We start from the raw sequence: 26,641 nt of genomic DNA, 5'->3' as shown, positions 1-26,641 counted from the left end.
ATTAAGACCGTAAGAATAACTTACCTAATTCATCAGGTGTAAATTTTATAATCGTTGGACGACCATGTGGACAAACGTACGGTTTTTCAGTACTAAAGAGATCCTCAATTAGGGTAGTCATTTGATACATATTTAAATTATGACCTGCCTTGATGGCCCCTCTACAAGATGCATACGCTAGCATTTCATGACGTAATTGAGCCTTAGTAGGCTGTTGATATTCATGTAAGTAAGAGAATACATATTTGAGAATTTCAAAAGCCTTTGACTCTACTAAATCTACAGGCGCCCCTACTAATTTGATTTTCGTAGGACCACCTAACTCTACATCAAATCCAAGATCTAGTAAGGTTTCACGCTCTTCCTCTACCAAATTCATTTCATCATCTGTAGCCTCACTATATTGAGGCACAAGGATAGATTGCATTGGAATGGATTCAGAAGACTTACATAGCTTATCATAACGAACACGTTCATGTGCAGCATGTTGATCTATAATATAAAGATCATCACCCTTTTTAGCCAAAATATAACAAGAAGCGACTTGGCCCATTGGTAAGAATCCAGAATTTTGAATGGTACGCTCCTCTGGATTTTCTTCACGAATATCTTGCGCTAAAGACTTAAATTTCTCAACGTCTTCCTTCGTATAACTAGTATATTCAGTAGGAACAGCATCGAAGCTTTCGTCTGTAAAGGACGACTGTTCATAAGTAGCCTTTGGCGGAGGTGGTGTAAAACCCTTAGTTTTAAGACTCTCTACAAACTGTGTAGTCTCACCGCGCATGACTTCGTATCCTTTAGTACGGCGACTACCAAATACTTTATCATAATCTACCGTTGTAGCTATATGCTCAGCAGACTGCATCTCATCTTGTACAACAGAAGGTGTTCTATAAAAATCATATGTACTATTGCCATGGTGAGATAAACTACCATAAGAACTAGAATTAGTAACTGTAGAATTACTGTTAGTATTTACGTCATTACTATTGGTTTCATTATTAATTGTGCCATTTATATAAGAAGATGATTCTCGTTCATATCGCTCATGTAGAGGATTATTTAAGGCGTTTAAAATACCATGATAAACAGCTTTAAATATAATCTTATCATCAGAGAATTTTACTTCACTCTTACGAGGATGTACGTTAATATCAACCATTCCAGCAGGCACTGTAATATTTAGTACCACTAGAGGATGACCATTTTTCGGTAATAGTGCGTGGTATGCATTATCAATAGCCTTCATGATGGTTTTATCAGAAATAACGCGGTTATTAACGATAATAGTTTGCCAAATTCTAGTACTTTTAAGAAGGGTAGGTTTACTCACTACACCATCAATATAAATAGAATCACTTTCATAAGCAACAGTGAAAATATCATCCTTTGTTTTATAACCGTATAAAGCGGCAACAGTATCGCCAATATTACCATTTCCAGGTGTAATTATAGCTACCCGATCATCTACGATGAGTTTAAAAGAAATATGTGGGTTACTAAGAGCCAGTTTGCCTACAATATCTTGAATTTTAGAAGATTCGGTACGCTCTGTTTTCAAGAATTTGCGACGCGCTGGCGTATTATAAAACAAGTCTCTTATTTCAATAGTCGTACCAGGTGCCGCACCATAAGGAATACAATCGGTGAAAGTACCACCATCTACGGTAATACGAGTGCCCAAATCAGAGTCAGCTTTACGTGTAGTCAAAGAAAAATGAGACACCGAGGCAATACTAGCCAAAGCCTCGCCACGGAAACCGAGGGATGCTATATCAAATAAATCCTCTACCTGTTGTATTTTAGAGGTGGCATGACGCAAAATTGCCAGGCGTGCATCTTCCTCCGTCATACCGATACCATTATCGGTAATCCGCATATAAGCTACACCGCCATCGCCGATTTCAACCTCAATATTAGTGGCGGACGCATCAATGGAGTTTTCAATGAGCTCTTTAATAACTGATGCGGGACGTTCCACAACTTCGCCAGCAGCTATTTTATTGATTGTGGTTTCATCCAATACATGAATAGTTGCCATTATTTCCCGCCTCCTTTACGAGCCTCCTCTTGTAGTTCATATAATTTATTTAATGCTTCAATCGGTGTCATACTCATTACATCTACTTCTAGCAGACTATCAACTACTGAATGAGTAAATAAGTTACCTAGTGAAGAATCACTCACTTGTTTAGTAAGTGGCTTCACTACATTATTAGGTTGAGCTCCCATAACACGATTATTTAAATCACTAGCATCATGACTTTGATCTTCCAAAGATTCCAAAATTACTTCTGCCCGTTTTAATACAGAGTTCGGTAAGCCTGCCAATCTAGCAACATGAATACCATAGCTTCGATCTGCGCCACCTTTGATAATACGGCGCAAGAAGGCAACATCCTTACCTTTTTCTTTAACAGCAACAGTGTAGTTTTTTAGTTTACTATAGCTATCTTCTAAACAAATCAATTCATGGTAATGAGTAGCGAATAATGTCTTGCCATGAATATGCTTACAAATATGCTCAACTACAGCTTGGGCGATACTTAAACCATCAAAGGTACTCGTACCGCGACCAATTTCATCTAAGATGATTAAACTGTTATGTGTAGCATTCTCTAAAATATAGGCTACCTCTTTCATTTCTACCATGAACGTACTTTGACCAGTAGAAATGTCATCGCTAGCACCTACACGTGTAAAGATACGATCTACTGGAGAAATAGATGCTTCACGGGCAGGAATAAAGGAACCAATTTGAGCCATAATCATCAAAATAGCAGCTTGACGCATATATGTTGATTTGCCGGCCATATTAGGACCTGTAATGAGCAAGAATTCCTCATCATCATGATTTAGAACTATATCATTTGGTACAAAAACTTCACGCTTCAAGAATTTTTCAATAACAGGATGACGACCATCTCGAATATTGATTTGGCCATTCATTACGATGGTAGGGCAAATATAATTTTCTTCGTAACCTACTAGTGCCAAAGAACACAATACATCAAGCTCAGCAAGAGCACGAGCTGTTTCTTGTACATCTTTAATAACAATTTTTATATCATTTCGTAATTGTTGATATAATTCATGCTCTAAAGCGATTATCTTGTCTTTAGCGCTAAGAATTTTGATTTCAAATTCCTTTAACTCAGGCGTAATATAACGCTCTGCATTAGCTAAAGTTTGTTTTCGAATAAAGTAATCAGGTACTTGTTCAGATTTACTATGGGATACTTCAAAGTAATATCCAAATACCTTATTATAACCAGTTTTAATTTTAGATAAACCAGTAGCCTCTTTAATATCAGCTTCCATCTTAGCTAGCCATTGCTCACTATTAGTAGCTAAAGAACGTAGTTCATCTAAATCTGGATTGAAACCATCTTTAATAACTCGGCCTTCTTTTAATGTCAATGCTGGTTGGTCAGCAATAGCACGACATAATAAATCATAAATGTCTTTATGATCTTGAATGCGTTCATTAATAGAGGTTAAGGTCAAGCTTGAGCATGTACCTAATACATCTTTAATATCTGGCAATACTGCTAGAGATTCACGAAGAGCCGTTAAATCTCTAGGTGACACAGAGCCAGTTTCTACACGACCTACGATGCGCTCAAAGTCATAAATACAATCTAATAAGCTACGGATATGAGACCGCTCTGCTCCACGTGTAATCAGTTCTGCTACGGCAGCTTGTCTACGTTGAATTTGATTTACATCAGTCAACGGACTTTCAAGCCATTGTTTTAATAGGCGCGCCCCCATTGGTGTCAATGTTCGATCAAGTACATCGAGTAATGTACCTTTTTGACCGCCATCACGTAGATTATGGGTAATTTCAAGATGACGTAAGGAAGATGTATCTAAGATTAGGCGATTACCTACACTCAATTGATGTACATAGTTAATATGGGAAATTTCAGACTTAATAATATCCTCTAAATATAAAAGCATATAGCCTAATGCTTCCCATACATCCTCTTCCATAAGACCTAAATCGCCAAAGTGAGTAACTGCTTTTTCCGCTACCTCTCGTTGTGTATGATATGTACTAAATGGGGATAATACAATATTACTGAATTGATTATCCATAAAGTCTTTTATATCTTGCGGTAATACAGTTCCTTCAGGCAATATAATTTCACTTGGACGATACATACTGAGTGCATCAAACATATCACTTCGTTTTTCACAATCAGTAATACGATGCCAAATAACTTCCCCAGTAGATACATCTGAAAATACGAGTATCCATGCATCTTTTACCATATAAAATAATGATAAAAAATTATTTGACCGTGCATCATTACCATTTTCAGTCATTACCGTCCCCGGTGTAATAACTTTAATAACGTCACGCTTAACGATACCCTTAACTGCTTTAGGATCTTCTAATTGTTCACAAATAGCAACCTTATAACCTTTTTTTACCAATGTTTCTATATAGCTTTCAGCAGCATGAAAAGGAACGCCACACATTGGTGTGCGTTCCTCATCTCCTGTTGGGCGACCAGTTAAGGTTATATTAAGTTCACGAGATGCAATTAATGCATCATCATTAAATAATTCATAAAAGTCACCTAACCGAAAGAACAGTAATTCTTCAGAATATCTAGATTTAATATCTAAATACTGCTCCATCATAGGTGTTTGCTTTTTTGCCATACTTACCCCTTTTGTATTGTACCGTAGCAAACCCAAGTTTGTGCTTTATCAATATAGGCTGGTACTGTTTCACCAATTGATAAGGAATCGTCTTTTGGGAATAACACCATTTTATTTCCCGAAGTACGACCAAACCACATATCTTCATCGCGAGGACTTGGCCCCTCAACAATAATATCAAACACTTGTCCTTCCATAGGTTTGTTCAATTCATAAGAGATTTCGTTTTGTACATCCATCAATGTTTGCAATCGCACACGCTTAACCTCTTCTGGAATTTGATCATCCATAGTCGCTGCTGGCGTACCAGAGCGTTTGGAATATATGAAAGTATACGCCATATCATAACGTACGTCTTTCAATAATTGTAATGTAGCTTGGAAATCTTCCTCTATTTCCCCTGGGAAGCCTACAATAATATCTGTAGTAACCACTACATCTTTGATTTTCTCACGACAGTACGACAGTAATTCTTTGTAATGCTCTACTGTATAGTGTCGATTCATCTTTTTAAGAATACGATCTGATCCTGATTGAATTGGTAAATGTAAATGTGTAACAATGTTGGAAGAACGACCAAGAGCATCAATCATAGATTTAGTCATATCTTGAGGATGACTTGTCATATAACGGATACGCTCTATGCCAGGAATGCCATCCAAAGCATCTATGAGGGTCCCAAAATCAGTGCCATCTTTAAAATCTAAGCCATAAGAGTTAACATTTTGGCCTAATAAGGTAATTTCTTTAAACCCTTTTGCACCTAGTTCAGTCACCTCTTTTACGATAGCCTCTACAGGGCGGCTGATTTCTCTACCACGAACGTGCGGAACGATACAATACGTACAAAACTTGTTACAACCATTCATAATAGGCACCCAAGCATAGAATGTACCATTTGGTTTGGCTTCTAATTCAGGAAGTACCGTGTTATCCATATCTACACTAATTTGATGTGTATGTCCCCGTTGTACTTCTTCAATCATTTCATTAATATGTTGAATATTATGAGTACCTAAGACAATATCGATATGGGGAGCGCGCTTAAACATTTCAGCTTGATTCTTTTGTGCCATACATCCCGTAACAGCAAGAATCAAGTTTTTATTTTTACGCTTAAGTCTCATTAGCTCACCTATGCGACCATAGACTTTAGTTTCTGCATTCTCACGCACTGCACAAGTATTTAATAAAATTAAATCTGCAGTTTCCACGTCCTCTGTTGGCGTATACCCAACAGATTCTAGCTGATGCGATAAGCGCTCAGAATCGGCAGTATTCATTTGACAACCATAGGTGTAAATATAATAAGACTTCATTCTAACTCCTACACTTTAACAATCTTACGTTTAGTTTCAATAATATTTTTAACTTTAATAGACATGCGCTCAATCGACATACCTGTAATGTATTCAATTTCATTACGTACAGATTTTTGTACTTGCTGCATCAATGTTTTTACAGGATAACCATGTTCAATAACAACAGCCATATCTACAATGAGACCATTTTGACCTTTATCACCTTTTTTAAAGGAAATAACACTAGAATCATCAACACCAGCTACTTTTTTAAGGCCATTACGGATTAATTTGATGATTACATCATCATCAAAGGTAAGACGTCCATAATAACTGAAAGCAGGACGTACTACAGAACGTTCAAAGCCTTCAGAACCAATTTGTCCCAATGTATCTTGATCTTGTTTTTTCAAGGTACGACGACGCCACATTGTTTTAATAGGATCAATTAGATAACCTCTAAAATGAGGCTTTAACTCCATAGTTGGGACCGGAATAATATGCTTGCCCTCTTTAAGACGAGCATGCTGCGCCTTTTCAATCTCCTTAGGCGTAGCAACATCCTCAATACGAATATATCGATCTGGATTTTGTAAGCCTAATGCTTTTGTTATTTTCTTAACCATGTTATCGGATGTACCAATAATCATGAGTTTATTAGGATTAATTTTATCAAGTTGTTCACGAACTGATTTTACTTGTACTTCATCTTGGAAAATAGCACGGCGAACAGCTTTTAAGCGACTAGACTCTTTTTTAGCAGAAAAACCAGCAACAATTTTATTATCATGGATTAAAATGCCATCATCGATGATGCATTCAATTTTATTTTCGTGAGCCAGTACGAGCGCACGATGACTTTTACCAGTGCCACTACTACCAACAAATGCAATGACTTCCATAGTCTACCTCATTATTTATAACAAACTAATAAATTCTGATACATCATTACCAGCTACTAAGTAATCACCAAAATTATCTGGTTCCTTTCCTGGAATTCCATGATAATCAGAACCACCAGTAATAAACAATTTATGTTTTTTAGCTAATGCTTTATATCTCTCCACATCTATATCATTATGTTTGGAATGATATACCTCTATACCATCAAAATCAAAATCTAACATTTCTAACACATATTCATCACTAGATACTAATTTTGGATGTGCCATAACAGCAAAACCACCAGCTTTATGAATAATGTCAATAATATGTTGAACCTCAACTTTTACCTTAGGCACATAGCAAGGGCTGTCCTTGCGAAGAATTCCTCTAAAGACTTCATTAACATCCTTAGCATATCCACCATCAATTAAAAGCTTACCAATATGTGGACGTCCATAAGCTTTAGTATCAGGAAATTGTTTGATTAAATCTTCTTTTGTAATATGATAACCTTCAATATTACAGCGTCTAATCATTTCATCGACGCGTTCTTCACGTTTTCTTTTAAAGAACGTAATAAATTCATTTAACTCTTTATTATTTTCATCAAAACAATATCCTAAAATGTGGATAGATTTATCTTTATAATCAGCACTAAATTCACAGCCGTTTATAATTTTAATCGTTTCATGAGGATCTAATTCTTGCTGAGCGGTACGCAATGCTTTAATTCCATCAGTTTCATCATGATCAGTTAAAGCCATCATAGATACATTGCAATCTAAGGCATGACGCAATAATTCCTTTGGTGTTTCAATGCCATCGGAATAAACGGAATGCATATGAAAATCTACAAGCATATAGTACCTCCCATTACAAATATCCTATCCTTTAATTATGACTGATTTAGTCTATTAATTCAAGTTTAGAAAGAAAAATTGCGACCCTAATGAGCATTCACTAGAATCGCAATTTTATTATAAGTTTTGAAGTAATTCTGTTACTTTTGTAGCTACAGAATCAATAGCACAGGAAAGTGCCTCTCCAGTCTTACGGATTTGAATTTCTACTTCATTATTTTCAAGCGTATTTTTACTTACTGTAATGCGAAGTGGATAGCCAATTAAATCAGCATCCTTAAACTTAACGCCTGCACGATCTTTACGATCATCGAGCAATACATCTACACCAGCCTCTTGTAATGCACTGTAGATAGTTTCACTTGTAGACATCAAAGCTTCATCTTTTGCATTAATCGGTACGATAACGGCTTCAAATGGAGCAATAGAACGTGGCCAGATGATACCATTTTCATCATGATATTGCTCAATAGCAGCAGCTAATGTACGAGATACACCGATACCATAGCACCCCATAATCATTGGATTAGGACGACCATTTTGATCTAAGAATGTAGCTTGTAATGCTTCAGAATATTTAGTACCCAATTTAAATACTTGACCTACTTCAATACCTTTAGCATGTTCTAAAGAACCACCACATGTAGGACACACATCATCCTTCGTAATCAAGCGTATGGGAGCAACAATAATATCTTCTACATTAAAGTCACGTTTAGGATTAATGTTTACGTAGTGAGCATCTTTTTTGTTAGCCCCACCACAAACATTGTATGTTTCCATAACAGATTCATCTACAACAATAGTAAATTCTTCTGTTTGTTGTAAGCCTACAGGGCTGATAAATCCAGCTGTTAAACCTACTTTTTCCAATTCTTCAGGTGTAGCCATTTCTGGCTCTACAGAACCAAGTACGGCATGTTGTACAGCAACCTCATTAACTTCATGATCGCCACGAACGATAGCTAATACTACTTTACCATCGATAGAGAACACTACAGCTTTAATAGTTTTATGTAGTGGTAAGTTTAACATTTCCGCAACAGCTTCAATAGAGGTAGCATTAGGAGTATCTACAACGGATAACTCTTGAAGAGCTTCTTCTTCTTGTTTCATGATGCCAGGTTTACCGATTTCGATATTGGCAGCGTAGTCACATTTAGTGCAATATACGATATCAGCTTCACCGGCTTCAGCGATAGCCATAAACTCATGAGTACCGCTACCACCGATAGCACCACTATCAGCCTCTACGGGACGGAATGTAAGGCCACAACGATTAAAGATACGTGTATAAGCATCATACATAGATTTGTAAGATTCTTCTAAGCCTGCTTCATCAACATCAAAGGAGTAAGCATCTTTCATGATAAATTCGCGGCTACGCATCAAACCATAACGAGGGCGACGTTCATCGCGGAATTTACTTTGAATTTGATATAAATTTACCGGCAATTGACGGTAAGAATTAATTTCGTTTTTTACGAGGGTCGTAATCATTTCTTCATGAGTTGGTCCTAAGCAGAACTCATTGTCATGACGATCATTAATACGCATCATTTCTGCGCCATATGCATTCCAACGGCCAGACTCTTTCCAAATCTCTGCAGGTTGTAAAATAGGCATCATAATTTCTTGAGCACTAGCACGATCCATTTCTTCTCGTACAATAGCTTCAATTTTTTTAATACTTCTCCAACCTAATGGTAAAAAGCTATATAAACCATTTGCAGTTTTACGCATAAAACCAGCGCGAAGCATGAGCTGTTGGCTTACTACATCAGCGTCAGATGGAACCTCACGCAATGTAGGTGCATATAATTTAGTGGCTAACATAAAGACTCCTCATCTAAACTTTCTAAATATTGATCAATTTCTCTAAATAATGTATCTACTAATTCGGCTTCTGGCACAGTCTTAATAACTTCTCCTTTACGGAATACGATACCTTGACCATCGCCACCAGCGATACCAAAGTCAGCTTCGCGAGCCTCCCCTGGTCCATTTACAACACAGCCCATTACAGCAACCTTTATTGGAGCTTTAATGGATGCTAATCGCTCTTCTACAATGCCAGCCATATCAAATAAATTTACTTGGCAACGACCACAGGTAGGACAAGATATCATAGTGGCACCAAAGTTTCGTAAGCCTAAGCTACTTAGAATACTACGACCTACTTCGATTTCATGAATTGGATCTCCTGTTAAAGATACCCGTAACGTATCGCCAATGCCATCAAGAAGTAAAGCACCAATACCCATAGCAGATTTAATAGTACCTTGTTTAATAGTACCTGCTTCGGTAACACCTAAATGCAATGGATAAGGAATTTTATCGGATAATTTACGATAAGCTTCAACCATTAAAGGTACTTCAGTAGCCTTAATAGATAATTTCATTTGACGGTAGTCTAATTTTTCTAGAATTTTTACGTGTTCTAAAGCAGTTTCAACCATTCCATCAGCTGTAGGATGCCCTCCATGAGCATCGAGAATATGCTTTGGTAAAGAACCTGCATTAACACCGATACGAATTGGGATTTGTTTAGGTTTAGCCTTTTCAATAACAGCTAATACCTTATCTTCGCCCCCAATATTACCAGGATTAATGCGCAAGCCATCTACATTATTTTCAATAGCCTCTAACGCTAATCTATAATCAAAATGTATGTCGGCAATCAATGGAATAGAAATACCAGCTCTAACGGCTTTTAAAGCCTTTGCAGACTCCATTGTTGGAACAGCGACACGAACTAGTTCACACCCAGCCTCTGCTAAATGGTTAATTTCAGCAATCGCCTTTTCCGTATGTACCGGATCTGTTGTAATCATTGATTGAATACTTACTGGTGCATAATCACCAATTTTAACTGTACCTACATAGATACCATTTGTTGGTTTACGTACAATCATTATAATCTCCCATCTGTCTTATAGTAATCGGAAAATATCCTGAGTCGTTACATATAAGAACAATGCTACCATTAAGGCAACGCCAACCATTTGAATATACATGAGAGCTTTAGCAGGTAGTCTACGGCCTGTTATAGCTTCAGCTAAAATAATAATCAAATGACCACCATCTAATACAGGTAATGGTAATAGATTAATAACCCCTAAATTAATACTAAGGAATGCAGCAAAGCTTAATAATGGTGCAAAGCCAGATTGAGCAATGGTGCCAGCCATTTGAGAAATCCCAACTGGTCCAGACAGTTCAGCAGCTTGAGTGCCACGAATCATATCATATAGGCCACTGACCATAGCAACAATAGTTTGACCTGTACGGCTAACAGCAAGGCTTAATGATTCACCAATACTATAAGTTTCACGAGTAAAACTAGGATAAATACCAATTTTAACACTATCTTGTTCAAGCTTAGGTATTACTGTAGTTTCAACAGATTGTCCATCCCGTTCTACAACGACAGTTACACCATGATTAGCCGTACCTTGTAAGCTAGGACGAATTTCATCCCAAGTAGTAATTTTTTTGCCATCAATAGTAATAATTCTATCGTTAGCTTTTAAATGAGCCTGTTCCGCAGCACTACCAGAAATGATATTGCCAATAACAGGTTCATTTGTGTAGGTAAGGTTACCTACAGTCACATTAAGGCCAAAGAAAATAACAATGGCCAATAAAAAGTTAAATACAGCACCTGCAGAAATAACAATAAATTTCTTCCACGCAGGTTTATTATAGAAGGAGCGCTCATTGAGAGGCTCATCAGGACTCATACCTGCAATACGGTTGAAGCCACCAAGAGGAATAATACGAATAGAGTATAATGTCTCCCCTTTTTGTACCTTAAATATGGCAGGACCAAAACCTATAGCAAATTCGTCAACTTGCATACCTGACATCTTAGCTGTAATAAAATGGCCTAATTCATGAATAAACACGATTAAACCAAATACAAATATTGTGGCTAATGCCGTTGTCATATATTCTCCTATAACATCAATGATGTAGCCTTTTCACGGGCCCATCTATCGATGGATAATAAATTATCTAACGTAAAGTCATCTTCCGGTCCCATAGATTCAAGAACAGAAGTTACAACTTTATAAATATCGCCAAAAGCGATTTTATCTTCTAAAAATGCATAAACTGCAGTTTCATTAGCTGCGTTAAATACAGCAGGCTTAAAACCACTGGCACGACCGACTTCATAGGCTAAACGAAGTGCAGGAAAATCATCGTACCGTGGTGGTAAAAATTCCAATTGTAAAGCTTTCGTAAAATCAAGATGATTCATACTTAAAACTTCACGTTTTGGATATGTCAAAGCATATTGAATAGGCTCGCGCATATCTGGATTACCCATTTGCGCTAAAATAGCACCATCCTTCATACGGATCATAGAATGAACAATACTTTGTGGATGAACTACTACATCAATATGATCAAAATCAAAACCAAATAGCCAATGAGCTTCAATTACCTCTAAGCCTTTATTAAATAAAGAGGCAGAGTCAATAGTAATCTTATTACCCATATTCCAAGTTGGATGTCGTAAGCAGTCTGCAGCTGTAGCAGTTTTAATTTTATCAGAATCCCAGGTGCGCAAAGGACCACCAGAAGCTGTAACGATCAAGGAATCAACATTCTTGCGATCTTGACCTTCTAAGCATTGGAATATAGCACTATGTTCACTATCGATAGGTAAAATTTGTACACCATACTCTTTAGCTAAAGATGTAATCAACGGACCACCAGCAACAAGGGTTTCCTTATTAGCAAGACCAATTGTTTTACCCTTTTTGATAGCCTCCACCGTTGGCTCAATACCTGCGGCACCAACAATTGCAGTAACAACCATAGTAGCTTCTTGAATGGTTGCAGCTGCTATGAGGGCTTCCTTGCCGCCTACAAGTTTTGTAGGACCTGTATAACGTCCTTGTAGCTCTTTAAAAGCACTTTCATCAACTAGACCAGCTACTAATGGCTTATATTCTTTAATTTGTTTTTCTAAGAGGTCAATATTATGATGTGCCACTAAGGCAACCACCTTGAATTGATCTGGATGTTGAGACACTACATCAAGTGTCTGTGTACCGATTGAGCCAGTACTGCCAATAATACTTAGGTATTTCATAAGTTTACCTCTATTCGATTATTACGCGAATAGCAATATATAGACTAATGTGATAGGTGCAGCAAATAGTAAGCTATCAAAGCGATCTAATACACCACCATGACCTGGTAATAAAGTACCAGAATCTTTTACATTACATAATCGCTTAATCTTTGATTCAAATAAATCACCTAATGGTGCTAATATACCACTGATCATCCCTACATGGATACCAATCCACCAAGGAATACCAACAATATACGAAAATACTGCGCCTGTAATGATACAGCCTACAAAACCACCAATAAAACCTTCTAATGTTTTATTAGGACTAATTGATGGTACAATCTTACGTTTACCAAATGCACGACCTGCAAAGTAAGCAAAGGTATCACTAGCCCACGTAGTAAACAATAATAACCAAAGTGTAATTGTTCCCCAGTTATGTAGTTCAAAAGGCATTGTTAAAGACATATATATAGAGTCATGACGAATCATGAGCAAAGAAATCATGCCAATACCAACGTATAGCAAACCAAATACGCTAAAGGAGACGCTAGCCATAGAGTATTTATTTTCGCCAAACGTACATAACATATAATTAGCAAATAAACTTAATACTAAAATAGCTATAGCTAGAATATATTGATGACATGCGAAAGCAATCATCAATAATAACATACTGATGTAACCCCATATAATGGACATACGTACATGTTTAGCCTTACCGAGCAAAACAAATTCACGCCACCCTAATAGGGCCAACAGCGTAATAAGAACATCATACACTGGTCCGCCTAATGTAATGGCCCCTAAGGCAATAATAAAACCTATAACAGCGGTAATAACACGTGTTTTTAACATTCTTTATTCCTCATCACGTAAGCCACCAAATCGGCGTTCTCGTTTCTGATATGCCGCAACAGCTTCTAACAAAGTTTCCTTTGTAAAATCTGGCCAATGTAAATCAGTAAACCAGAATTCAGCATAAGCTAGTTGCCATAACAAAAAGTTACTAATTCTAAAATCACTACTTGGACGAATCAATAAGTCTACATCGCTAAACTCTTTAGTAAATAATTGAGAGCTTACATAGTCTTCAGTAATATCGTCCGTTGTAATAGTACCCGCTTTTACAGAACTTGTAATATCGCGGATAGTTCTTACTATCTCATCACGTCCACCATAGTTAATAGCTAACTGTAAAGTAAGACCTGTATTATTCTGAGTTAACAGTTCTGCATCCCGAATGATTTGTTGTAACTCCTCTGAAAGAGCGCCAATATATCCAATAAATCGAATGCGAACATTATGTTCATGCATATACTTAACATTATTGTTTAAGTATTCTTTGATGAGAGCCATAAGTAAAGAAACTTCCTGTTCAGGTCGTTTCCAGTTCTCTGTGGAGAAACCATATACCGTAAGAGCTCTAATTCCAATATCGTCAGCAGCGATAACGATCTGCTTTAATACGTCTGCCCCTGCACGGTGACCCATGGAACGTGGCATTCCTCTACGTTTAGCCCAACGTCCATTACCATCCATAATAATAGCAACATGTTTAGGAATAGCATTGCTATCAATAGCAGGCGTATCCGATTGTTTACGGTTAAATAATTTCTTTAGCATAGTCTACCTCGATAGAATGTCCGAAGTCGCTGGCAATCATTGGTCTATATACTAGTATATGTAAACACTCATCTACCTTAGTAATACGTGCTACATAAAATCCTTCGTCTGCAATCTCAAAAAAGCGATTAAAGGATGCCCCAATCATTACCTTAAAAGGAATATGGGCAGCCTGCAAACGAGACTTTGCAAGCTGCCATGGCATTCCAATAAGGCTATTAGAATCTAACATTATACTTCTAATACGTCCTTTTCTTTTACTGCTTTTAACTCATCAATATGCTTAACTTTAGCATCTGTAAGTTTTTGGATTTCATCTAAACCGTCTTTAGCATCATCTTCAGTAATTGTTTTAGCCTTTTCTTCTTTTTTCAATGCATCATTTACGTCACGACGAATGTTACGCACTGCAACTTTAGCATCTTCAGCTTTTTTATGAACTACTTTAACGATTTCTTTACGTCGTTCCTCAGTTAATTGAGGAATAGTTAAGCGAATTTGAGCACCATCATTACCAGGATTTAAACCAAGGTCGGATTGTAAAATCGCTTTTTCAATTGCACCAATCATAGTTTTATCCCAAGGAGCAATTACGATCATACGAGGCTCAGGCACGGAGATATTCGCAACTTGATTAATTGGAGATGGACTGCCATAGTAATCAACCATTACTTTATCAAGCAATGCTACACTAGCACGGCCAGTACGAATAGATGCAAATTCATGTTTTAAAGCCTCAATAGACTTATTCATGCGTTCTTCTGCTTGTTGTAACAATTCTTTAATTTCCATTTGAATTATTCTCCTCGAACAATGGTACCAATCTCTTCGCCCTTAGCGGCTTTTGTAATGTTACCAGGAATGTCCATGCTAAATACAATAATAGGAATATTGTTATCTTTACATAAAGTTGTAGATGTAGCATCCATAACTTTTAATTCTTTTGTGATGATATCGTTATATGTTAACTCATCAAACTTAATGGCATTAGGATTCGTCTTAGGATCGGAATCATATACACCATCAGCAAATTTCTTCGCCATCAAAATCGCATCAGCTTCGATTTCAGCAGCCCGTAATGCAGCTGTTGTATCTGTAGAGAAGTAAGGTTTACCTAGACCAGCACCGAAGATTACGATACGTTTTTTCTCTAAGTGACGAATAGCGCGACGACGAATATAAGGTTCTGCAATTTCTTGCATTTCGATAGCTGTTTGTACGCGAGTATCTACGCCAGCTTGCTCTAATGCATCTTGCAATGCTAAGGAGTTCATTACTGTTGCTAGCATACCCATATAGTCAGCAGTAGCACGATCCATACCTTGGTTACTACCAGCCAACCCTCTCCATAGGTTACCGCCACCAACAACAATTGCGATTTCTAAATCAGTGGATTTTGCTAAAGCCGCAATCTCTTGCGCGAATTCTTCAACAACATCAGGGTTAATACCAAATCCTTGGTCACCTGCTAATGCTTCACCACTCAACTTCAAAACAATACGTTGAAAGTTTCTCTTTGCCATGTTTTTACTCCTCTATTGCAAAATAAGAGAACACTGTACGGTGTTCTCTTATTGTTTCTTAATTATTTACCAACAGATGCCATTACTTCAGCTACGAAGTCATCTTGGCGTTTTTCAATGCCTTCACCTAAACCGTAGCGAACAAAACGACGTACGTTGATGTTTTCACCGATTTTTGCAATACTTTCATTAATTACATCAGTAACAGTTTTGTCACCATCTTTAATGAATACTTGTTCTAATAGGCAGTTTTCTTTATAGAATTTTTCAATACGACCAGCAACCATTTTTTCCAAAACAGCTTCAGGTTTTGGTTTACGGCCAGCTTTTACGTCTTCTTCAGCTTCTACTTTAGCTTGTTCCAACAATACTTGTTTTTCGTGTTCGATTACTTCAGCAGGAACTTCTTCACGGTTCAAGTATGTAGGGTTAACAGCAGCGATTTGCATAGCGATATCGCGTGCTAAGTTTTGGAAGTCGTCAGTTTTAGCAACGAAGTCAGTTTCGCAGTTAACTTCAACTAAAACGCCGATACGGCCACCAGCGTGGATGTAGGATTGTACTACACCTTCAGCTGCAATACGACCAGCTTTTTTAGCTGCTGCAGCTAAACCTTTTTCACGAAGAAGGTCAACCGCTTTATCGATATTACCGTCAGTTTCAACCAATGCTTTTTTAGCGTCCATCATACCTGCGCCAGTCATGTCGCGCAATTCTTTTACCAAAGCAGCAGTAATTGCCATTATTTTGTTCCTCCTAGTACTAATTAAGGTAAGGATATAGTCCTTACCCTAATTATATATGTTATAGATTTATCTTTCAAATGCTAATCAGAAATGATTAAGTAGCTTTGCAGAATTATTCTGCAGCTTCAGCATTGCCTTCTTCGAAGGATTCGCCTTGACGACCTTCAAGAACAGCGTCAGCCATTTTACCAGCCAACAATTTAACAGCGCGGATAGCGTCATCATTTGCTGGGATTGGGAAATCAACTTCATCTGGGTCGCAGTTAGTGTCAACTGTTGCAACTACAGGAATACCCAATTTTTTAGCTTCTGCAATAGCGATTTTTTCTTTTTTAGGATCAACTACGAAAAGAGCACCTGGCATTTTAGGCATATCTTTGATACCGCCAAGGTATTTTTCCAATTTTTCCATTTCATGACGAAGACCGATAACTTCTTTTTTAGGCAATACTTCGAAAGTACCATCTTCTGCCATAGCTTCCAATTGTTTTAAACGTTTAATACGAGTTTCAATTGTTTTGAAGTTTGTCAACATGCCGCCCAACCAACGTTCGTTAACGAAGTACATGTTAGCACGGATAGCTTCTTCTTTAATAGCCTCTTGAGCTTGTTTTTTAGTACCTACGAACAAGATTACTTCGCCTTGGGAAGCAACTTCACGCAAGAAAGAGTAAGCTTCTTCTACTTTTTTTACTGTTTTAGACAAGTCAATGATATAAATACCATTGCGCTCAGTGAAGATGAATTTCGCCATTTTAGGGTTCCATCTTCTAGTCTGATGACCAAAGTGTACACCAGCCTCTAATAATTGTTTCATTGATACTACTGCCATTGTGGCACCTCCTGTTAATTAACCTCCGCCGCTTCATCCTTCGGGTCACCCAAAATTAGGCACAGTACCGAAGTCCACCGACGTGCATATTTTTCATACCCAATAATTTTAACAAATAATTATTGTAAAAGCAAGCAAGGAGTGAGGATTTCTTAAAGAATTCCTCACTCCTTATCTTAATTCGTAGTTTAGATCATCACTATATTCTTTTTAAGCCTATAATAGGTAACTCCATTACTAATATAGATTTAGTTATTACGAATGGCTTCAATCATATGAGCACGATCTTCAGCACCAAACACAGCAGAGCCAGCTACTAATACTGTAGCACCTGCTCTTTTGATTGGTACACATGTAATATCGTTGATACCACCATCGACTTCAATTACAGCCGTAGTATTATCTACTTCCTCTAACAATATCTTAGCTTGTTTAACCTTTTTAATAGCATTTTTAATAAAAGATTGTCCACCAAAGCCCGGATTTACAGACATAATTAAAATCATATCTAAATCAGCAGCCACATCTTCTAACACGGATACAGGTGTGCTTGGATTTAAAGCAACACCAGCTTTCATACCACATTGCTTAATATGTTGGATTAAACGATGCATATGCGGTACTGTTTCTTGATGGAACGTAAAATATTCTACACCGATTTTTGCATATTCTTCTACATAGTCACCAGGGTTTGTAACCATTAAATGCACATCAAAAGGCAATTTTGTATATGGACGAATCGCTTTCACAATAGGAGCACCAAAGGTTAAGTTTGGCACAAAATGTCCATCCATAATGTCGATATGTAATAAGTCAGCCCCCGCTGATTCAATAGATTGTAACTCTTCGCTTAAAGTCGCAAAATTTGCGGAAAGCATTGATGGTGCAATTTTAATCATATTAAAACCTCTTTCGTTGACTTTCTATATCATTACGTATAGACATATAAGCGTCATATCGTCCTTGATGAATATGCCCTGCTTCGAGAGCATCTTTAATGCCACAAATTGGCTCATGTTCATGATAACATGGGTTAAATTTACAAACATCCACATATTGACTAAATTCTGGGAATAATGTAGGCAATCGCTCAAGAGATACATCATTGAACTCAATAGCACTAAATCCAGGTGTATCCATAATGAAGGAATCTGCATCTAAACTATATAGGGAAGCATGGCGGGTAGTATGTTTACCACGTTTTATTTTGTCACTTACCTCACCAGTTTGAAAGGCAAACTTAGGATCGACCGCATTTAATAGACTACTTTTACCAACCCCAGATGGGCCTGCAAAGGCAGTTACCTTATGTTGCAGTACATGACGTAAATCTTCAATGCCTGTCATATCATAGGTAGATGTCATCAATACGTCGTAGCCAATTGATTTATAAAGCTCAACCATCGCTTCCGTATCGGAATCCATCAAATCACATTTATTGATACATAGCACGATAGGAATATCTGCATGTTCAATCATAACGAGCATTTTATTTAGTAAAAGCTCATTAATATCTGGCTCATGAGCTGCTACAACTAATACAACTTGATCAATATTAGCTACCGCAGGACGAACCATAGCATTATGACGTTCGTGGATGGATTCAACGAACCCATCCTCCGAAATCGTAACGCGGTCACCAACAAGGAGACTGTAGCGACCTTGCTTGAGTCTACCTCGAACTTTGCATTCATGAATAGTACTCGTATCATCTTGAACATAAAAGTAACCATTCATATTTTTGACAACAATACCTGTAATCATAGTACCTCTTATAATGCAGTCTCTTGTACTAATGCACCATTGAGATATACTTCAATACGCACATTACCTACGCCAGATACTTTACGAACGATACGATCACCAGGTTTATTGGTATCATCATAAATTACAGCCGAACCTTCATCGTCTTTCACAACGATTTTAAGTTCTTGATTTTTAGAACCTGATGGTACAGTAACATCTACAGTACCAGTTGTTTTATTGCTACTGCTTTCTTCTTTTTTCTCAGATTTCTTTTTATCCTCTTTGAATTCAGTAGTAAGGTTTAATGTGGATCCTTCATCAATCTCATCACCAGCTTTAATACTTTGCTCAATGACTACAGCTTTTTCCTCCACAGAGCCCGCTACTTGATTTACACCTAAATGAGCATTGCTCAAAGTATCGCGAGCATCTTTTAATGTCATACCTACAAGATTAGGTACTTTTACTTTTTTAGCTTTTGCCTTATTTACAACAAGATCAATTGTAGTACCTTTAGAAACTTTAGAATCCCCAGAAGGACTTTGAGCAATAACTACACCATCTTTTTTACCATCTACAGATTGTTGTGTTATCTTACCTACAACTAAGCCAACATCTTTAAGTCTTTGGCGAGCTTGATCTACAGTTAAGTCAGATAAATCTGGTACTGTAATATCACCTACACCTTTAGAAACAACAAGGTGAATCGTACGTTGCTCCTTAACCTTTTCCCCAGCTCCAGGAGTTTGTGAAATGACTTGACCTGCTGGAACATCTGGGTTTGTAACCTCACTTGTAGATACACGTAAATGTTTATCCTCTAAAATATTTTTAGCCACAGATACTTGTTTACCTACAACATTAGGTACATCTACCGTTGTATTACTCCAGAAGTTACCATAGCTTAAGAAAGCTCCTAAAAATGCTACCAAGAAAATGACAGCAGCACCTAGAACGATGTATTTTTGTGGAATCGATGCAATTTTACTTAACATACTCTTCTTTTGACCCTCGTCTTTACGTTCTTCTTGAATAGTGCTGAAATCCTCAAGTGCTTCAGGATCAACAGCTGGTATCATTTGAGTTGCAAAATCATATGGTTCATGACGTTGAGTTTTACCCATTGTAAAGCCTTGAGATAATCTTAAATCACTTATCATGTCAGAAATAGAATCAAAACGATCCGCAGGGTTTTTAGATAATGCCTTCATTACGACAGCTTCTAAAAGCGGTGGAATTGAAGGATTATATCGAGTTGGAGGAGCTACTTTTTCACGTACATGTTTTAATGCTACTGCAATTGGAGTCTCCCCTTCAAAAGGAACTCTACCTGTAAGCATTTCATATAAAACTACGCCTAAAGAGTAGATATCAGTATTACCATCTACAGGTTTTCCACTGGCTTGCTCAGGTGATAAATAGTGAGCAGAGCCTAAAATTGAATTCGTATACATAACTGTATTAGTAGCATTCATAGCACGAGCGATACCAAAGTCAGTTACTTTCACACGACCAGTCTGAGTAATAATTACATTATGCGGTTTTATATCACAGTGAACAATGCCCATTGTATGAGCGTGTTCTAGACCTTCAGCTATGGCAATAGTAAACTTAACAGCCTCATCTATGGATAGTCTGCCATGACGAGTAATATATTCTTTTAACGTTTCACCGTTTACATATTCCATGATGATGTAGTGTAAATCTTGATCAAATCCTACATCATACATATTTACAATATTTGGATGATTTAATTTACCTGCAGCTTGCGCTTCTCGCTTAAAGCGAGTTACGAATTCATCATCATTAGCAAAGTTTGCATGCAATACTTTAATTGCTACTTGTCTACCTAATAAGGTATCTTCTCCTAGGTATACGTCAGCCATTCCACCAACGCCAATTTTATCAACAATTCGGTAGCGGTTATCTAGAAGTATACCTTTTATATTCATAGTACTCATTATTTCTCCATTTCTAGATTAGATTGTTCCCACTACAATGGTCACATTATCTCCTGCTCCGACTTCATAAACAGTATCCATCAATGATTCAACAACCATCATGTTATCATCAGACGATTGCAATGCAGAGGCAATTACATCATCTGTTACATAGCCACTTAATCCATCAGTACAGAGTAAAATACGATCACCGGGAAGAATCGACTCAATGCCGCTATCAACCTCTAATACTTCATCGACACCGACTGCGCGTGTCAATAAATTACGTTGAGGGTGACTTAGCATTTCATCCTTTGTAATCTCTCCAGCAGTTAATAATTCTTGTACCATAGAATGATCCGTAGTAATTTGTCTTAAAAGACCATCCCTATATACATACAAACGACTATCACCAACACTTGCCCAATATAACTGATTATCTTTTATTGCTGTAACTACAGCGGTAGTCCCCATACCAGCAAGGCGTTCTTCACTAGCCACGCGATTAACAATGCGTTGATTAGCGTGAATGATAGCGTCGCATAAATCTTGTTGACCCACCGTTTCAAGGGAGGCCAAATATTCTCTTATTTCATCTACAGCATACGTACTAGCGATTTCACCACCGCTATAACCACCCATGCCATCAGTGACAGCGCAAACGTTACCATCAATAAAGAAACGGTCTTCATTGCGCTGCCGCACAAGTCCAATTTTACTTAAACCAACAAAATTATTCATGATTCTCCTTTTTCCGACCATGAGCAGCTTTTAATTGCCCACATGCGGCTTGGATTGCATCGCCCATTTCCTTTCGTACCGTTACAGATACTCCATAGGAACCAACAATGTCTTTAAATGTATTCATATTCGTAATAGATGGTTTATATAATTCAATATGTTCATTGCCATTAACAGGAATTAAGTTAACATGACAATTTGGAAAATCCTTACAGATTTGTCCCAATGCATGAGCCTCCTCCATAGATGCATTTACAGAATCTATGAGGATATACTCAAAGGTGATACGACGTTGTGTTGTATCATAATAATATTTTACCGCATCTAAGACTTCCGTCAATTCATAACGGGCACCAACGGGCATGATACTACGACGTACTTCATTATTTGTAGCATGTAATGAAAGGGCCAACGTTATAGGCAAACCTTCATCAGCTAATTTATAAATATTAGGAACCCAACCACAAGTGGAAATAGTCATCTTGCGATAACTAATATTACAAATCACTGGATCATGTAACAATTGCAAAGCTTGTAACACATTATCATAATTTTGTAATGGCTCCCCTGCCCCCATAACTACAACAGAATGTATTTGTTCTTTAGTAAGAGCCCCAAAAATAACGACTTGACCAATGATTTCAGCCACTGTTAAATCGCGGTATAAGCCACCTTGCGTAGAGGCGCAGAATACACAGCCCATAGCGCAGCCTACTTGAGATGAAACACATACGGAATAACCATAGTGTTGCTCCATCAAAACAGCTTCTACTCGGCTTTGATCTGTCATCTCCAATAGGATTTTTCTAGTCTTTCCATCTGGAGATATAGACTCTGTAATTAATGTAGGTAAAGAGATAACACAATTATCACTTAACCATTGACGCAATTCTTTTGGGAATTGTGTCATTTCTTGAAAATCGAACACATATCTATGATAGATATAGTCGATTAACTGTTTCGCTCGAAACTTTTGTATATTATGGGTCTTAAAGATAGATTGTAATTCTTCTAAAGACTTACCCAATAATTCTATCATGGTACTCCATTTCTTATATTATGATAGGCGTTTCATACGAGCCATAAAGAATCCATCCATATAATCTCGCGGAGGATATGTTGAAATCATACCATCTGTAGCCGGTGGTAACCCTTCATAGGATACAGGATCGATAACAAAGTTCTTATGAGTTGCTAGGAATTTTTCCAATACATCCTCATTTTCACCGCTATTGATAGTACATGTGGAATATACTAAATAGCCATTAACCTTAACCATTTCAGACGCTTTTTCTAAAATTTCAAGCTGTAATGGAGGTAATTCATTTAGCAAGTCCTCTGTTTTACGCCAACGCATATCTAATTTCTTTTGTAATATGCCAAGGCCAGAACATGGGGCATCAACTAAGACACGATCAAATTGTTCCTTCCAATTATCGGGTAAATATCGACCATCTTGTAATTTAGTAGAAACAATAGATACACCTAATCGTTCTGCATTCTGATTCATAAGATCTAACTTATGGTCATAAATGTCACAACTCATAATAGCACCCGTATTATTCATAAGGCTTGCCATATGCATAGACTTACCACCTGGTGCGGCACAGCAATCTAAGATACGGTCCCCTGGTTGAGGGTCTACTACATGGGCAACGAGCATAGATGCTTTATCCATAAAGGTAATATGACCTTCTATAACTGGTTTTGCTTTTTCTAAGTGTCCTTGGTGACTATCAATATACACTACTTCAGGAATATCTTTATCTTGTTCAACAGTCCATCCTAGATTTTGTAGTTCTTTTATACAATCCTCGATTGATACTTTCACCGTATTAATACGTGCTGTTAAACGAGGTTGTTCATTAAACCAAGCACATAGGTCTACGGTCTTATCTTTGCCCATTTCATTCATCCACAAAGTAACAAGCCATAACGGTTGATTGTAGATGAAAGAAATCTCTTCGGCTTCAGACTTAGCAAGTTCACCAATAGAAATACTATCGCATTCACGCAAAACGGATCGCAATACAGCGTTTACAAAACCAGATAATCCTCGTGTTAACTTCTTAGCAAGTTTGACAGATTCATTGACCGCCGCACTTTCAGGAACCTTATCCATGTAGATAATTTGATAAATCCCAAGTCTAAGGATTTCCACAACCATAGAAGAAAGTTTCTTCAAAGGTCGTTTTGCAAAGTGAACAATTATGGCATCCAAATAATTTTTTCTACGAATAACACCATATACAAGTTCTGTAAAAAATCGTCGATCCAAATCGGACAAATGATATTTTTGTAAATACTCTTGCAACTTAATATTTGCATAAGCACCATTACGATTAATATCGCTCAATGCTTTCACAGCAAGCAACCGAATATTCTGTTGTTGGTTATTCTTTACTTCTGACATCACTATTCCTACCAATCAATTGTTCTACTACTGCACGAACACGTTCAGGATCTACGGTTGTATTACAACATGGCCCATTAGGACGTTCATTTAATACGCCAATAACTGGGATGGGAAATACATCAGCCATACCACTTGCTAAATCTCGTTCGCAAGCTATTGCTACAATAGCTTTTGGCCGCGCTTCCTTTACCTTCATTCGCGCTAAAGTACCTCCAGTGACAACTATAAATTGACATCCATAGTCTTTAGCCACTTGTAATAAGCTACCAACTTGACACCGCCCACACTGCTTACAATTGTATACATCATGTGTTACCTTATGAACACATGAACTTTCTTGTAAACAATGTGGCGTCAATAATAATATACGTTCTGGATCAACCGTATACATATCAAGCATCACAAGATGATTAATTAAATCAATCATAGACTGACGAAGTTGATCCTTAGTAACCCCTCTCACCTTACCGATAGCCAAGGTTAATGGAAATAATCCATATATAAACTGATTGGCCAATCTTAAAACAATAGGATGTAACCGTATAATACCTGTACTTGCAACAATAAGGGATAAACACAATAACCATATAATACCTATCAGAATAGAAAGAACTATACTACTCATAATAGATGCAAGAGAATGTAATTGTGATAGCCCAGGTTCTAATACATACATTAGAAAACCAAGTACTGCAGTGAGCAAAGCACATGTAATAGTTGATAATATCAGGTATAACGGATACGTTTCGTACTGTTTAATTTGAGTCCCCAAAAACGATACCTTCCTTTATCTGATGTCCATTAATAAAATCTGTAGCAGAAATACGCTTCTTATTTTCTGGTTGGACTTCTGTTAATAGAATTATATTTCCATCACCACAAAATACACCTAAACCGTCTATTTTAGATACGATTGTACCAGGCACAGTTGTGGCTGATATAGCAATTGGTACATGTTTACCACGGATATCTATCAAACAGTGAGTCGTATCACTTGGAACCACTTCTCCAGACCATATTTTTAAACGTTTTCCATCGAGGTAAGTATAACATCCAGGTGCTGGATTAAGTCCTCTAATGAGATTTGAAATTTCATTAGCAGGCTTAGACCAGTCTATATGCCCCATTTCTTTTGTAATCTTAGCAGTATGTGTAGCCATTGTATCATCTTGTGGCGTTGCCACAATTTCCCCATTAACCCAACGAGTTAATACGGGAACAATTGTTTCACCACCAAGCACCGCTATACGTTCAAATAACTGTCCTGTCGTTTCCCCAGGTAAAATATCAGTCTCCACGATATCGATAATATCACCGGTATCAAGTCCGTCATCCATGTGCATAATGGTAACACCTGTTTTAGTATCCCCATTTAGAATGGCATAGTGAATCGGCGCAGCCCCTCTATAGTTAGGCAAAATAGAAGCATGTACATTGATACACCCATATTGAGGTAATCGAATTAGCCATGGCGGTAAGATTTTACCATATGCAATAACTACTACTACATCAGGTTTTAATGCTTCTAATTCTGCTTGCACTTGCTCATCCCGTAAAGTAACAGGTTGATAAACAGGTAAGTTATGTTCTAAAGCAGCTACCTTTACCGGTGGCATTTGAACTTGTTTGCCACGACCCTTTTGTTTATCTGGCTGACAGTACACACCAACAATAGTATGTCCTGCTTGAATTAGCGCTTCTAAAGTGGGAACAGAAAAGTCTGGCGTTCCCATAAAGACAACACGTAAAGGATTATGATTAGACAATTTCTTTCTCCTCTGGATGATCTGCAATCAATCGTAAGTTTGTCGCTTTTTCTATAAATAAATGACCCTCTAAATGATCGATTTCATGCTGGAAAATACGAGCTAAGAAGCCTTCCGCTTTAATAGTAACCTTTTTGTTATGTGGGTCAATACCTTTAACGGTGATCTTATTAAAACGTTCTACATCTCCAAAATAGCCTGGTACACTTAAACATCCTTCAGGTCCTACTTGAGAGCCTTCAGCATGTGTAATTTCAGGATTAATTAATGCAATAAGGCCACTACCAACTTGATCGTCTACTACGATAATTCGTTTAGAAACAGCTACTTGAGGTGCGGCAAGACCTACACCTTCAGTTTTATACATAGTTTCAGCCATATCATCGATAAGGGCTCTAAGTTTTTTATTAACATGTTCTACAGGTTCCGCTACTTGTTTCAAAACGGGATGACCTGCTTTTACAACATCTAATACTGCCATTGACACTCCTAT

At 37.4% G+C, this 26,641-nt stretch carries 25 protein-coding genes; all 25 read right to left on the bottom strand.

Annotated elements, in window-relative coordinates; translation table 11 throughout:
- Position 1: 1 nt before the first annotated feature.
- The 25 genes from mutL to def all read right to left on the bottom strand — a co-directional run bounded on the left by mutL (position 2) and on the right by def (position 26,629).
- Entirely contained in the window at positions 2-2,044 is a 2,043-nt protein-coding gene (mutL, locus tag VRHSUH09_RS01145; RefSeq protein ID WP_105081136.1) for a DNA mismatch repair endonuclease MutL, read from the bottom strand.
- Entirely contained in the window at positions 2,044-4,677 is a 2,634-nt protein-coding gene (mutS, locus tag VRHSUH09_RS01140; RefSeq protein WP_105081135.1) for a DNA mismatch repair protein MutS, read from the bottom strand. Before mutS ends, mutL begins: the two co-directional genes overlap by 1 nt.
- A 2-nt stretch (positions 4,678-4,679) precedes the next feature.
- Positions 4,680-5,996, bottom strand: coding sequence for a tRNA (N6-isopentenyl adenosine(37)-C2)-methylthiotransferase MiaB (gene miaB / locus VRHSUH09_RS01135; protein WP_105081134.1), 1,317 nt, complete (start codon positions 5,994-5,996; stop codon positions 4,680-4,682).
- Positions 5,997-6,004: 8 nt separating this feature from the next.
- Positions 6,005-6,880, bottom strand: a complete 876-nt coding sequence (locus VRHSUH09_RS01130; protein ID WP_054747531.1) for an Asp23/Gls24 family envelope stress response protein — start codon at positions 6,878-6,880, stop codon at positions 6,005-6,007.
- 15 nt (positions 6,881-6,895) lie between these two features.
- Positions 6,896-7,723: a PHP domain-containing protein gene (locus tag VRHSUH09_RS01125; RefSeq protein WP_105081133.1), complete on the bottom strand. Its 828-nt coding sequence runs from the start codon at positions 7,721-7,723 to the stop codon at positions 6,896-6,898.
- Positions 7,724-7,840: 117 nt separating this feature from the next.
- A complete protein-coding gene (locus tag VRHSUH09_RS01120; RefSeq protein WP_105081132.1) occupies positions 7,841-9,559 on the bottom strand; it encodes a proline--tRNA ligase in 1,719 nt (572 codons plus the stop codon).
- Entirely contained in the window at positions 9,553-10,638 is a 1,086-nt protein-coding gene (gene ispG / locus VRHSUH09_RS01115) for a flavodoxin-dependent (E)-4-hydroxy-3-methylbut-2-enyl-diphosphate synthase (RefSeq protein ID WP_105081131.1), read from the bottom strand. Before ispG ends, VRHSUH09_RS01120 begins: the two co-directional genes overlap by 7 nt.
- An 18-nt stretch (positions 10,639-10,656) precedes the next feature.
- On the bottom strand, positions 10,657-11,673 hold the full coding sequence (gene rseP, locus VRHSUH09_RS01110) for an RIP metalloprotease RseP (RefSeq protein WP_105081130.1): 1,017 nt from the start codon (positions 11,671-11,673) through the stop codon (positions 10,657-10,659).
- A gap of 8 nt (positions 11,674-11,681) precedes the next feature.
- On the bottom strand, positions 11,682-12,827 hold the full coding sequence (locus VRHSUH09_RS01105; protein ID WP_054747537.1) for a 1-deoxy-D-xylulose-5-phosphate reductoisomerase: 1,146 nt from the start codon (positions 12,825-12,827) through the stop codon (positions 11,682-11,684).
- A gap of 21 nt (positions 12,828-12,848) precedes the next feature.
- Positions 12,849-13,670 carry a phosphatidate cytidylyltransferase gene (locus VRHSUH09_RS01100; protein WP_105081129.1) on the bottom strand — a complete coding sequence of 274 codons (822 nt, stop codon included), beginning with the start codon at positions 13,668-13,670 and terminating at the stop codon, positions 12,849-12,851.
- Between the two features lie 3 nt (positions 13,671-13,673).
- Positions 13,674-14,438 carry an undecaprenyl pyrophosphate synthase gene (locus tag VRHSUH09_RS01095; RefSeq protein ID WP_009351491.1) on the bottom strand — a complete coding sequence of 255 codons (765 nt, stop codon included), beginning with the start codon at positions 14,436-14,438 and terminating at the stop codon, positions 13,674-13,676.
- A complete protein-coding gene (locus tag VRHSUH09_RS01090; RefSeq protein WP_009351441.1) occupies positions 14,419-14,670 on the bottom strand; it encodes a hypothetical protein in 252 nt (83 codons plus the stop codon). The genes VRHSUH09_RS01095 and VRHSUH09_RS01090 overlap by 20 nt, the downstream gene beginning before the upstream one ends.
- Positions 14,670-15,230, bottom strand: coding sequence for a ribosome recycling factor (gene frr, locus VRHSUH09_RS01085; RefSeq protein WP_009351464.1), 561 nt, complete (start codon positions 15,228-15,230; stop codon positions 14,670-14,672). Before frr ends, VRHSUH09_RS01090 begins: the two co-directional genes overlap by 1 nt.
- A gap of 5 nt (positions 15,231-15,235) precedes the next feature.
- Positions 15,236-15,961 carry a UMP kinase gene (gene pyrH / locus VRHSUH09_RS01080; RefSeq protein ID WP_009351482.1) on the bottom strand — a complete coding sequence of 242 codons (726 nt, stop codon included), beginning with the start codon at positions 15,959-15,961 and terminating at the stop codon, positions 15,236-15,238.
- 62 nt (positions 15,962-16,023) lie between these two features.
- Positions 16,024-16,704 (bottom strand): translation elongation factor Ts, encoded by a 681-nt coding sequence (tsf, locus tag VRHSUH09_RS01075; protein ID WP_009351493.1) that lies wholly within the window; start codon positions 16,702-16,704, stop codon positions 16,024-16,026.
- 115 nt (positions 16,705-16,819) lie between these two features.
- The gene (rpsB, locus tag VRHSUH09_RS01070) at positions 16,820-17,539 is read right to left on the bottom strand and encodes a 30S ribosomal protein S2 (RefSeq protein WP_054747543.1); all 720 of its coding nucleotides are present in this window, start codon (positions 17,537-17,539) and stop codon (positions 16,820-16,822) included.
- Positions 17,540-17,787: 248 nt separating this feature from the next.
- Entirely contained in the window at positions 17,788-18,438 is a 651-nt protein-coding gene (gene rpe / locus VRHSUH09_RS01065) for a ribulose-phosphate 3-epimerase (protein WP_009351452.1), read from the bottom strand.
- A gap of 1 nt (position 18,439) precedes the next feature.
- Positions 18,440-19,303 carry a ribosome small subunit-dependent GTPase A gene (rsgA, locus tag VRHSUH09_RS01060; protein ID WP_009351481.1) on the bottom strand — a complete coding sequence of 288 codons (864 nt, stop codon included), beginning with the start codon at positions 19,301-19,303 and terminating at the stop codon, positions 18,440-18,442.
- An 8-nt stretch (positions 19,304-19,311) separates the two neighbouring features.
- Positions 19,312-21,237, bottom strand: a complete 1,926-nt coding sequence (gene pknB / locus VRHSUH09_RS01055) for a Stk1 family PASTA domain-containing Ser/Thr kinase (protein ID WP_167386465.1) — start codon at positions 21,235-21,237, stop codon at positions 19,312-19,314.
- 27 nt (positions 21,238-21,264) lie between these two features.
- A complete protein-coding gene (locus VRHSUH09_RS01050; RefSeq protein ID WP_009351475.1) occupies positions 21,265-21,966 on the bottom strand; it encodes a Stp1/IreP family PP2C-type Ser/Thr phosphatase in 702 nt (233 codons plus the stop codon).
- On the bottom strand, positions 21,959-23,005 hold the full coding sequence (rlmN, locus tag VRHSUH09_RS01045) for a dual-specificity RNA methyltransferase RlmN (RefSeq protein ID WP_009351448.1): 1,047 nt from the start codon (positions 23,003-23,005) through the stop codon (positions 21,959-21,961). Before rlmN ends, VRHSUH09_RS01050 begins: the two co-directional genes overlap by 8 nt.
- An 18-nt stretch (positions 23,006-23,023) precedes the next feature.
- Positions 23,024-24,379 (bottom strand): 16S rRNA (cytosine(967)-C(5))-methyltransferase RsmB, encoded by a 1,356-nt coding sequence (rsmB, locus tag VRHSUH09_RS01040; RefSeq protein ID WP_105081127.1) that lies wholly within the window; start codon positions 24,377-24,379, stop codon positions 23,024-23,026.
- Positions 24,360-25,154, bottom strand: coding sequence for a DUF116 domain-containing protein (locus tag VRHSUH09_RS01035; protein WP_105081126.1), 795 nt, complete (start codon positions 25,152-25,154; stop codon positions 24,360-24,362). The genes rsmB and VRHSUH09_RS01035 overlap by 20 nt, the downstream gene beginning before the upstream one ends.
- Positions 25,138-26,148, bottom strand: coding sequence for a methionyl-tRNA formyltransferase (fmt, locus tag VRHSUH09_RS01030; RefSeq protein ID WP_105081125.1), 1,011 nt, complete (start codon positions 26,146-26,148; stop codon positions 25,138-25,140). Before fmt ends, VRHSUH09_RS01035 begins: the two co-directional genes overlap by 17 nt.
- Positions 26,141-26,629 (bottom strand): peptide deformylase, encoded by a 489-nt coding sequence (def, locus tag VRHSUH09_RS01025; RefSeq protein WP_054747555.1) that lies wholly within the window; start codon positions 26,627-26,629, stop codon positions 26,141-26,143. Before def ends, fmt begins: the two co-directional genes overlap by 8 nt.
- Positions 26,630-26,641 lie beyond the last annotated feature (12 nt).

This window comes from Veillonella rogosae JCM 15642 (assembly GCF_002959775.1).
Lineage (GTDB): Bacteria > Bacillota > Negativicutes > Veillonellales > Veillonellaceae > Veillonella > Veillonella rogosae.
The sequence above is the reverse complement of the archived record's forward strand: the minus strand, read 5'-3'. Positions and strand labels throughout refer to the sequence as shown.

What these genes read in the sequence shown, in the direction of transcription:
- mutL (WP_105081136.1), bottom strand. Translation starts at nt 2,044, where the DNA reads ATGGCAACTATTCATGTATTGGATGAAACCACAATCAATAAAATAGCT.
- mutS (WP_105081135.1), bottom strand. Translation starts at nt 4,677, where the DNA reads ATGGCAAAAAAGCAAACACCTATGATGGAGCAGTATTTAGATATTAAA.
- miaB (WP_105081134.1), bottom strand. Translation starts at nt 5,996, where the DNA reads ATGAAGTCTTATTATATTTACACCTATGGTTGTCAAATGAATACTGCC.
- VRHSUH09_RS01130 (WP_054747531.1), bottom strand. Translation starts at nt 6,880, where the DNA reads ATGGAAGTCATTGCATTTGTTGGTAGTAGTGGCACTGGTAAAAGTCAT.
- VRHSUH09_RS01125 (WP_105081133.1), bottom strand. Translation starts at nt 7,723, where the DNA reads ATGCTTGTAGATTTTCATATGCATTCCGTTTATTCCGATGGCATTGAA.
- VRHSUH09_RS01120 (WP_105081132.1), bottom strand. Translation starts at nt 9,559, where the DNA reads ATGTTAGCCACTAAATTATATGCACCTACATTGCGTGAGGTTCCATCT.
- ispG (WP_105081131.1), bottom strand. Translation starts at nt 10,638, where the DNA reads ATGATTGTACGTAAACCAACAAATGGTATCTATGTAGGTACAGTTAAA.
- rseP (WP_105081130.1), bottom strand. Translation starts at nt 11,673, where the DNA reads ATGACAACGGCATTAGCCACAATATTTGTATTTGGTTTAATCGTGTTT.
- VRHSUH09_RS01105 (WP_054747537.1), bottom strand. Translation starts at nt 12,827, where the DNA reads ATGAAATACCTAAGTATTATTGGCAGTACTGGCTCAATCGGTACACAG.
- VRHSUH09_RS01100 (WP_105081129.1), bottom strand. Translation starts at nt 13,670, where the DNA reads ATGTTAAAAACACGTGTTATTACCGCTGTTATAGGTTTTATTATTGCC.
- VRHSUH09_RS01095 (WP_009351491.1), bottom strand. Translation starts at nt 14,438, where the DNA reads ATGCTAAAGAAATTATTTAACCGTAAACAATCGGATACGCCTGCTATT.
- VRHSUH09_RS01090 (WP_009351441.1), bottom strand. Translation starts at nt 14,670, where the DNA reads ATGTTAGATTCTAATAGCCTTATTGGAATGCCATGGCAGCTTGCAAAG.
- frr (WP_009351464.1), bottom strand. Translation starts at nt 15,230, where the DNA reads ATGGAAATTAAAGAATTGTTACAACAAGCAGAAGAACGCATGAATAAG.
- pyrH (WP_009351482.1), bottom strand. Translation starts at nt 15,961, where the DNA reads ATGGCAAAGAGAAACTTTCAACGTATTGTTTTGAAGTTGAGTGGTGAA.
- tsf (WP_009351493.1), bottom strand. Translation starts at nt 16,704, where the DNA reads ATGGCAATTACTGCTGCTTTGGTAAAAGAATTGCGCGACATGACTGGC.
- rpsB (WP_054747543.1), bottom strand. Translation starts at nt 17,539, where the DNA reads ATGGCAGTAGTATCAATGAAACAATTATTAGAGGCTGGTGTACACTTT.
- rpe (WP_009351452.1), bottom strand. Translation starts at nt 18,438, where the DNA reads ATGATTAAAATTGCACCATCAATGCTTTCCGCAAATTTTGCGACTTTA.
- rsgA (WP_009351481.1), bottom strand. Translation starts at nt 19,303, where the DNA reads ATGATTACAGGTATTGTTGTCAAAAATATGAATGGTTACTTTTATGTT.
- pknB (WP_167386465.1), bottom strand. Translation starts at nt 21,237, where the DNA reads ATGAATATAAAAGGTATACTTCTAGATAACCGCTACCGAATTGTTGAT.
- VRHSUH09_RS01050 (WP_009351475.1), bottom strand. Translation starts at nt 21,966, where the DNA reads ATGAATAATTTTGTTGGTTTAAGTAAAATTGGACTTGTGCGGCAGCGC.
- rlmN (WP_009351448.1), bottom strand. Translation starts at nt 23,005, where the DNA reads ATGATAGAATTATTGGGTAAGTCTTTAGAAGAATTACAATCTATCTTT.
- rsmB (WP_105081127.1), bottom strand. Translation starts at nt 24,379, where the DNA reads ATGTCAGAAGTAAAGAATAACCAACAACAGAATATTCGGTTGCTTGCT.
- def (WP_054747555.1), bottom strand. Translation starts at nt 26,629, where the DNA reads ATGGCAGTATTAGATGTTGTAAAAGCAGGTCATCCCGTTTTGAAACAA.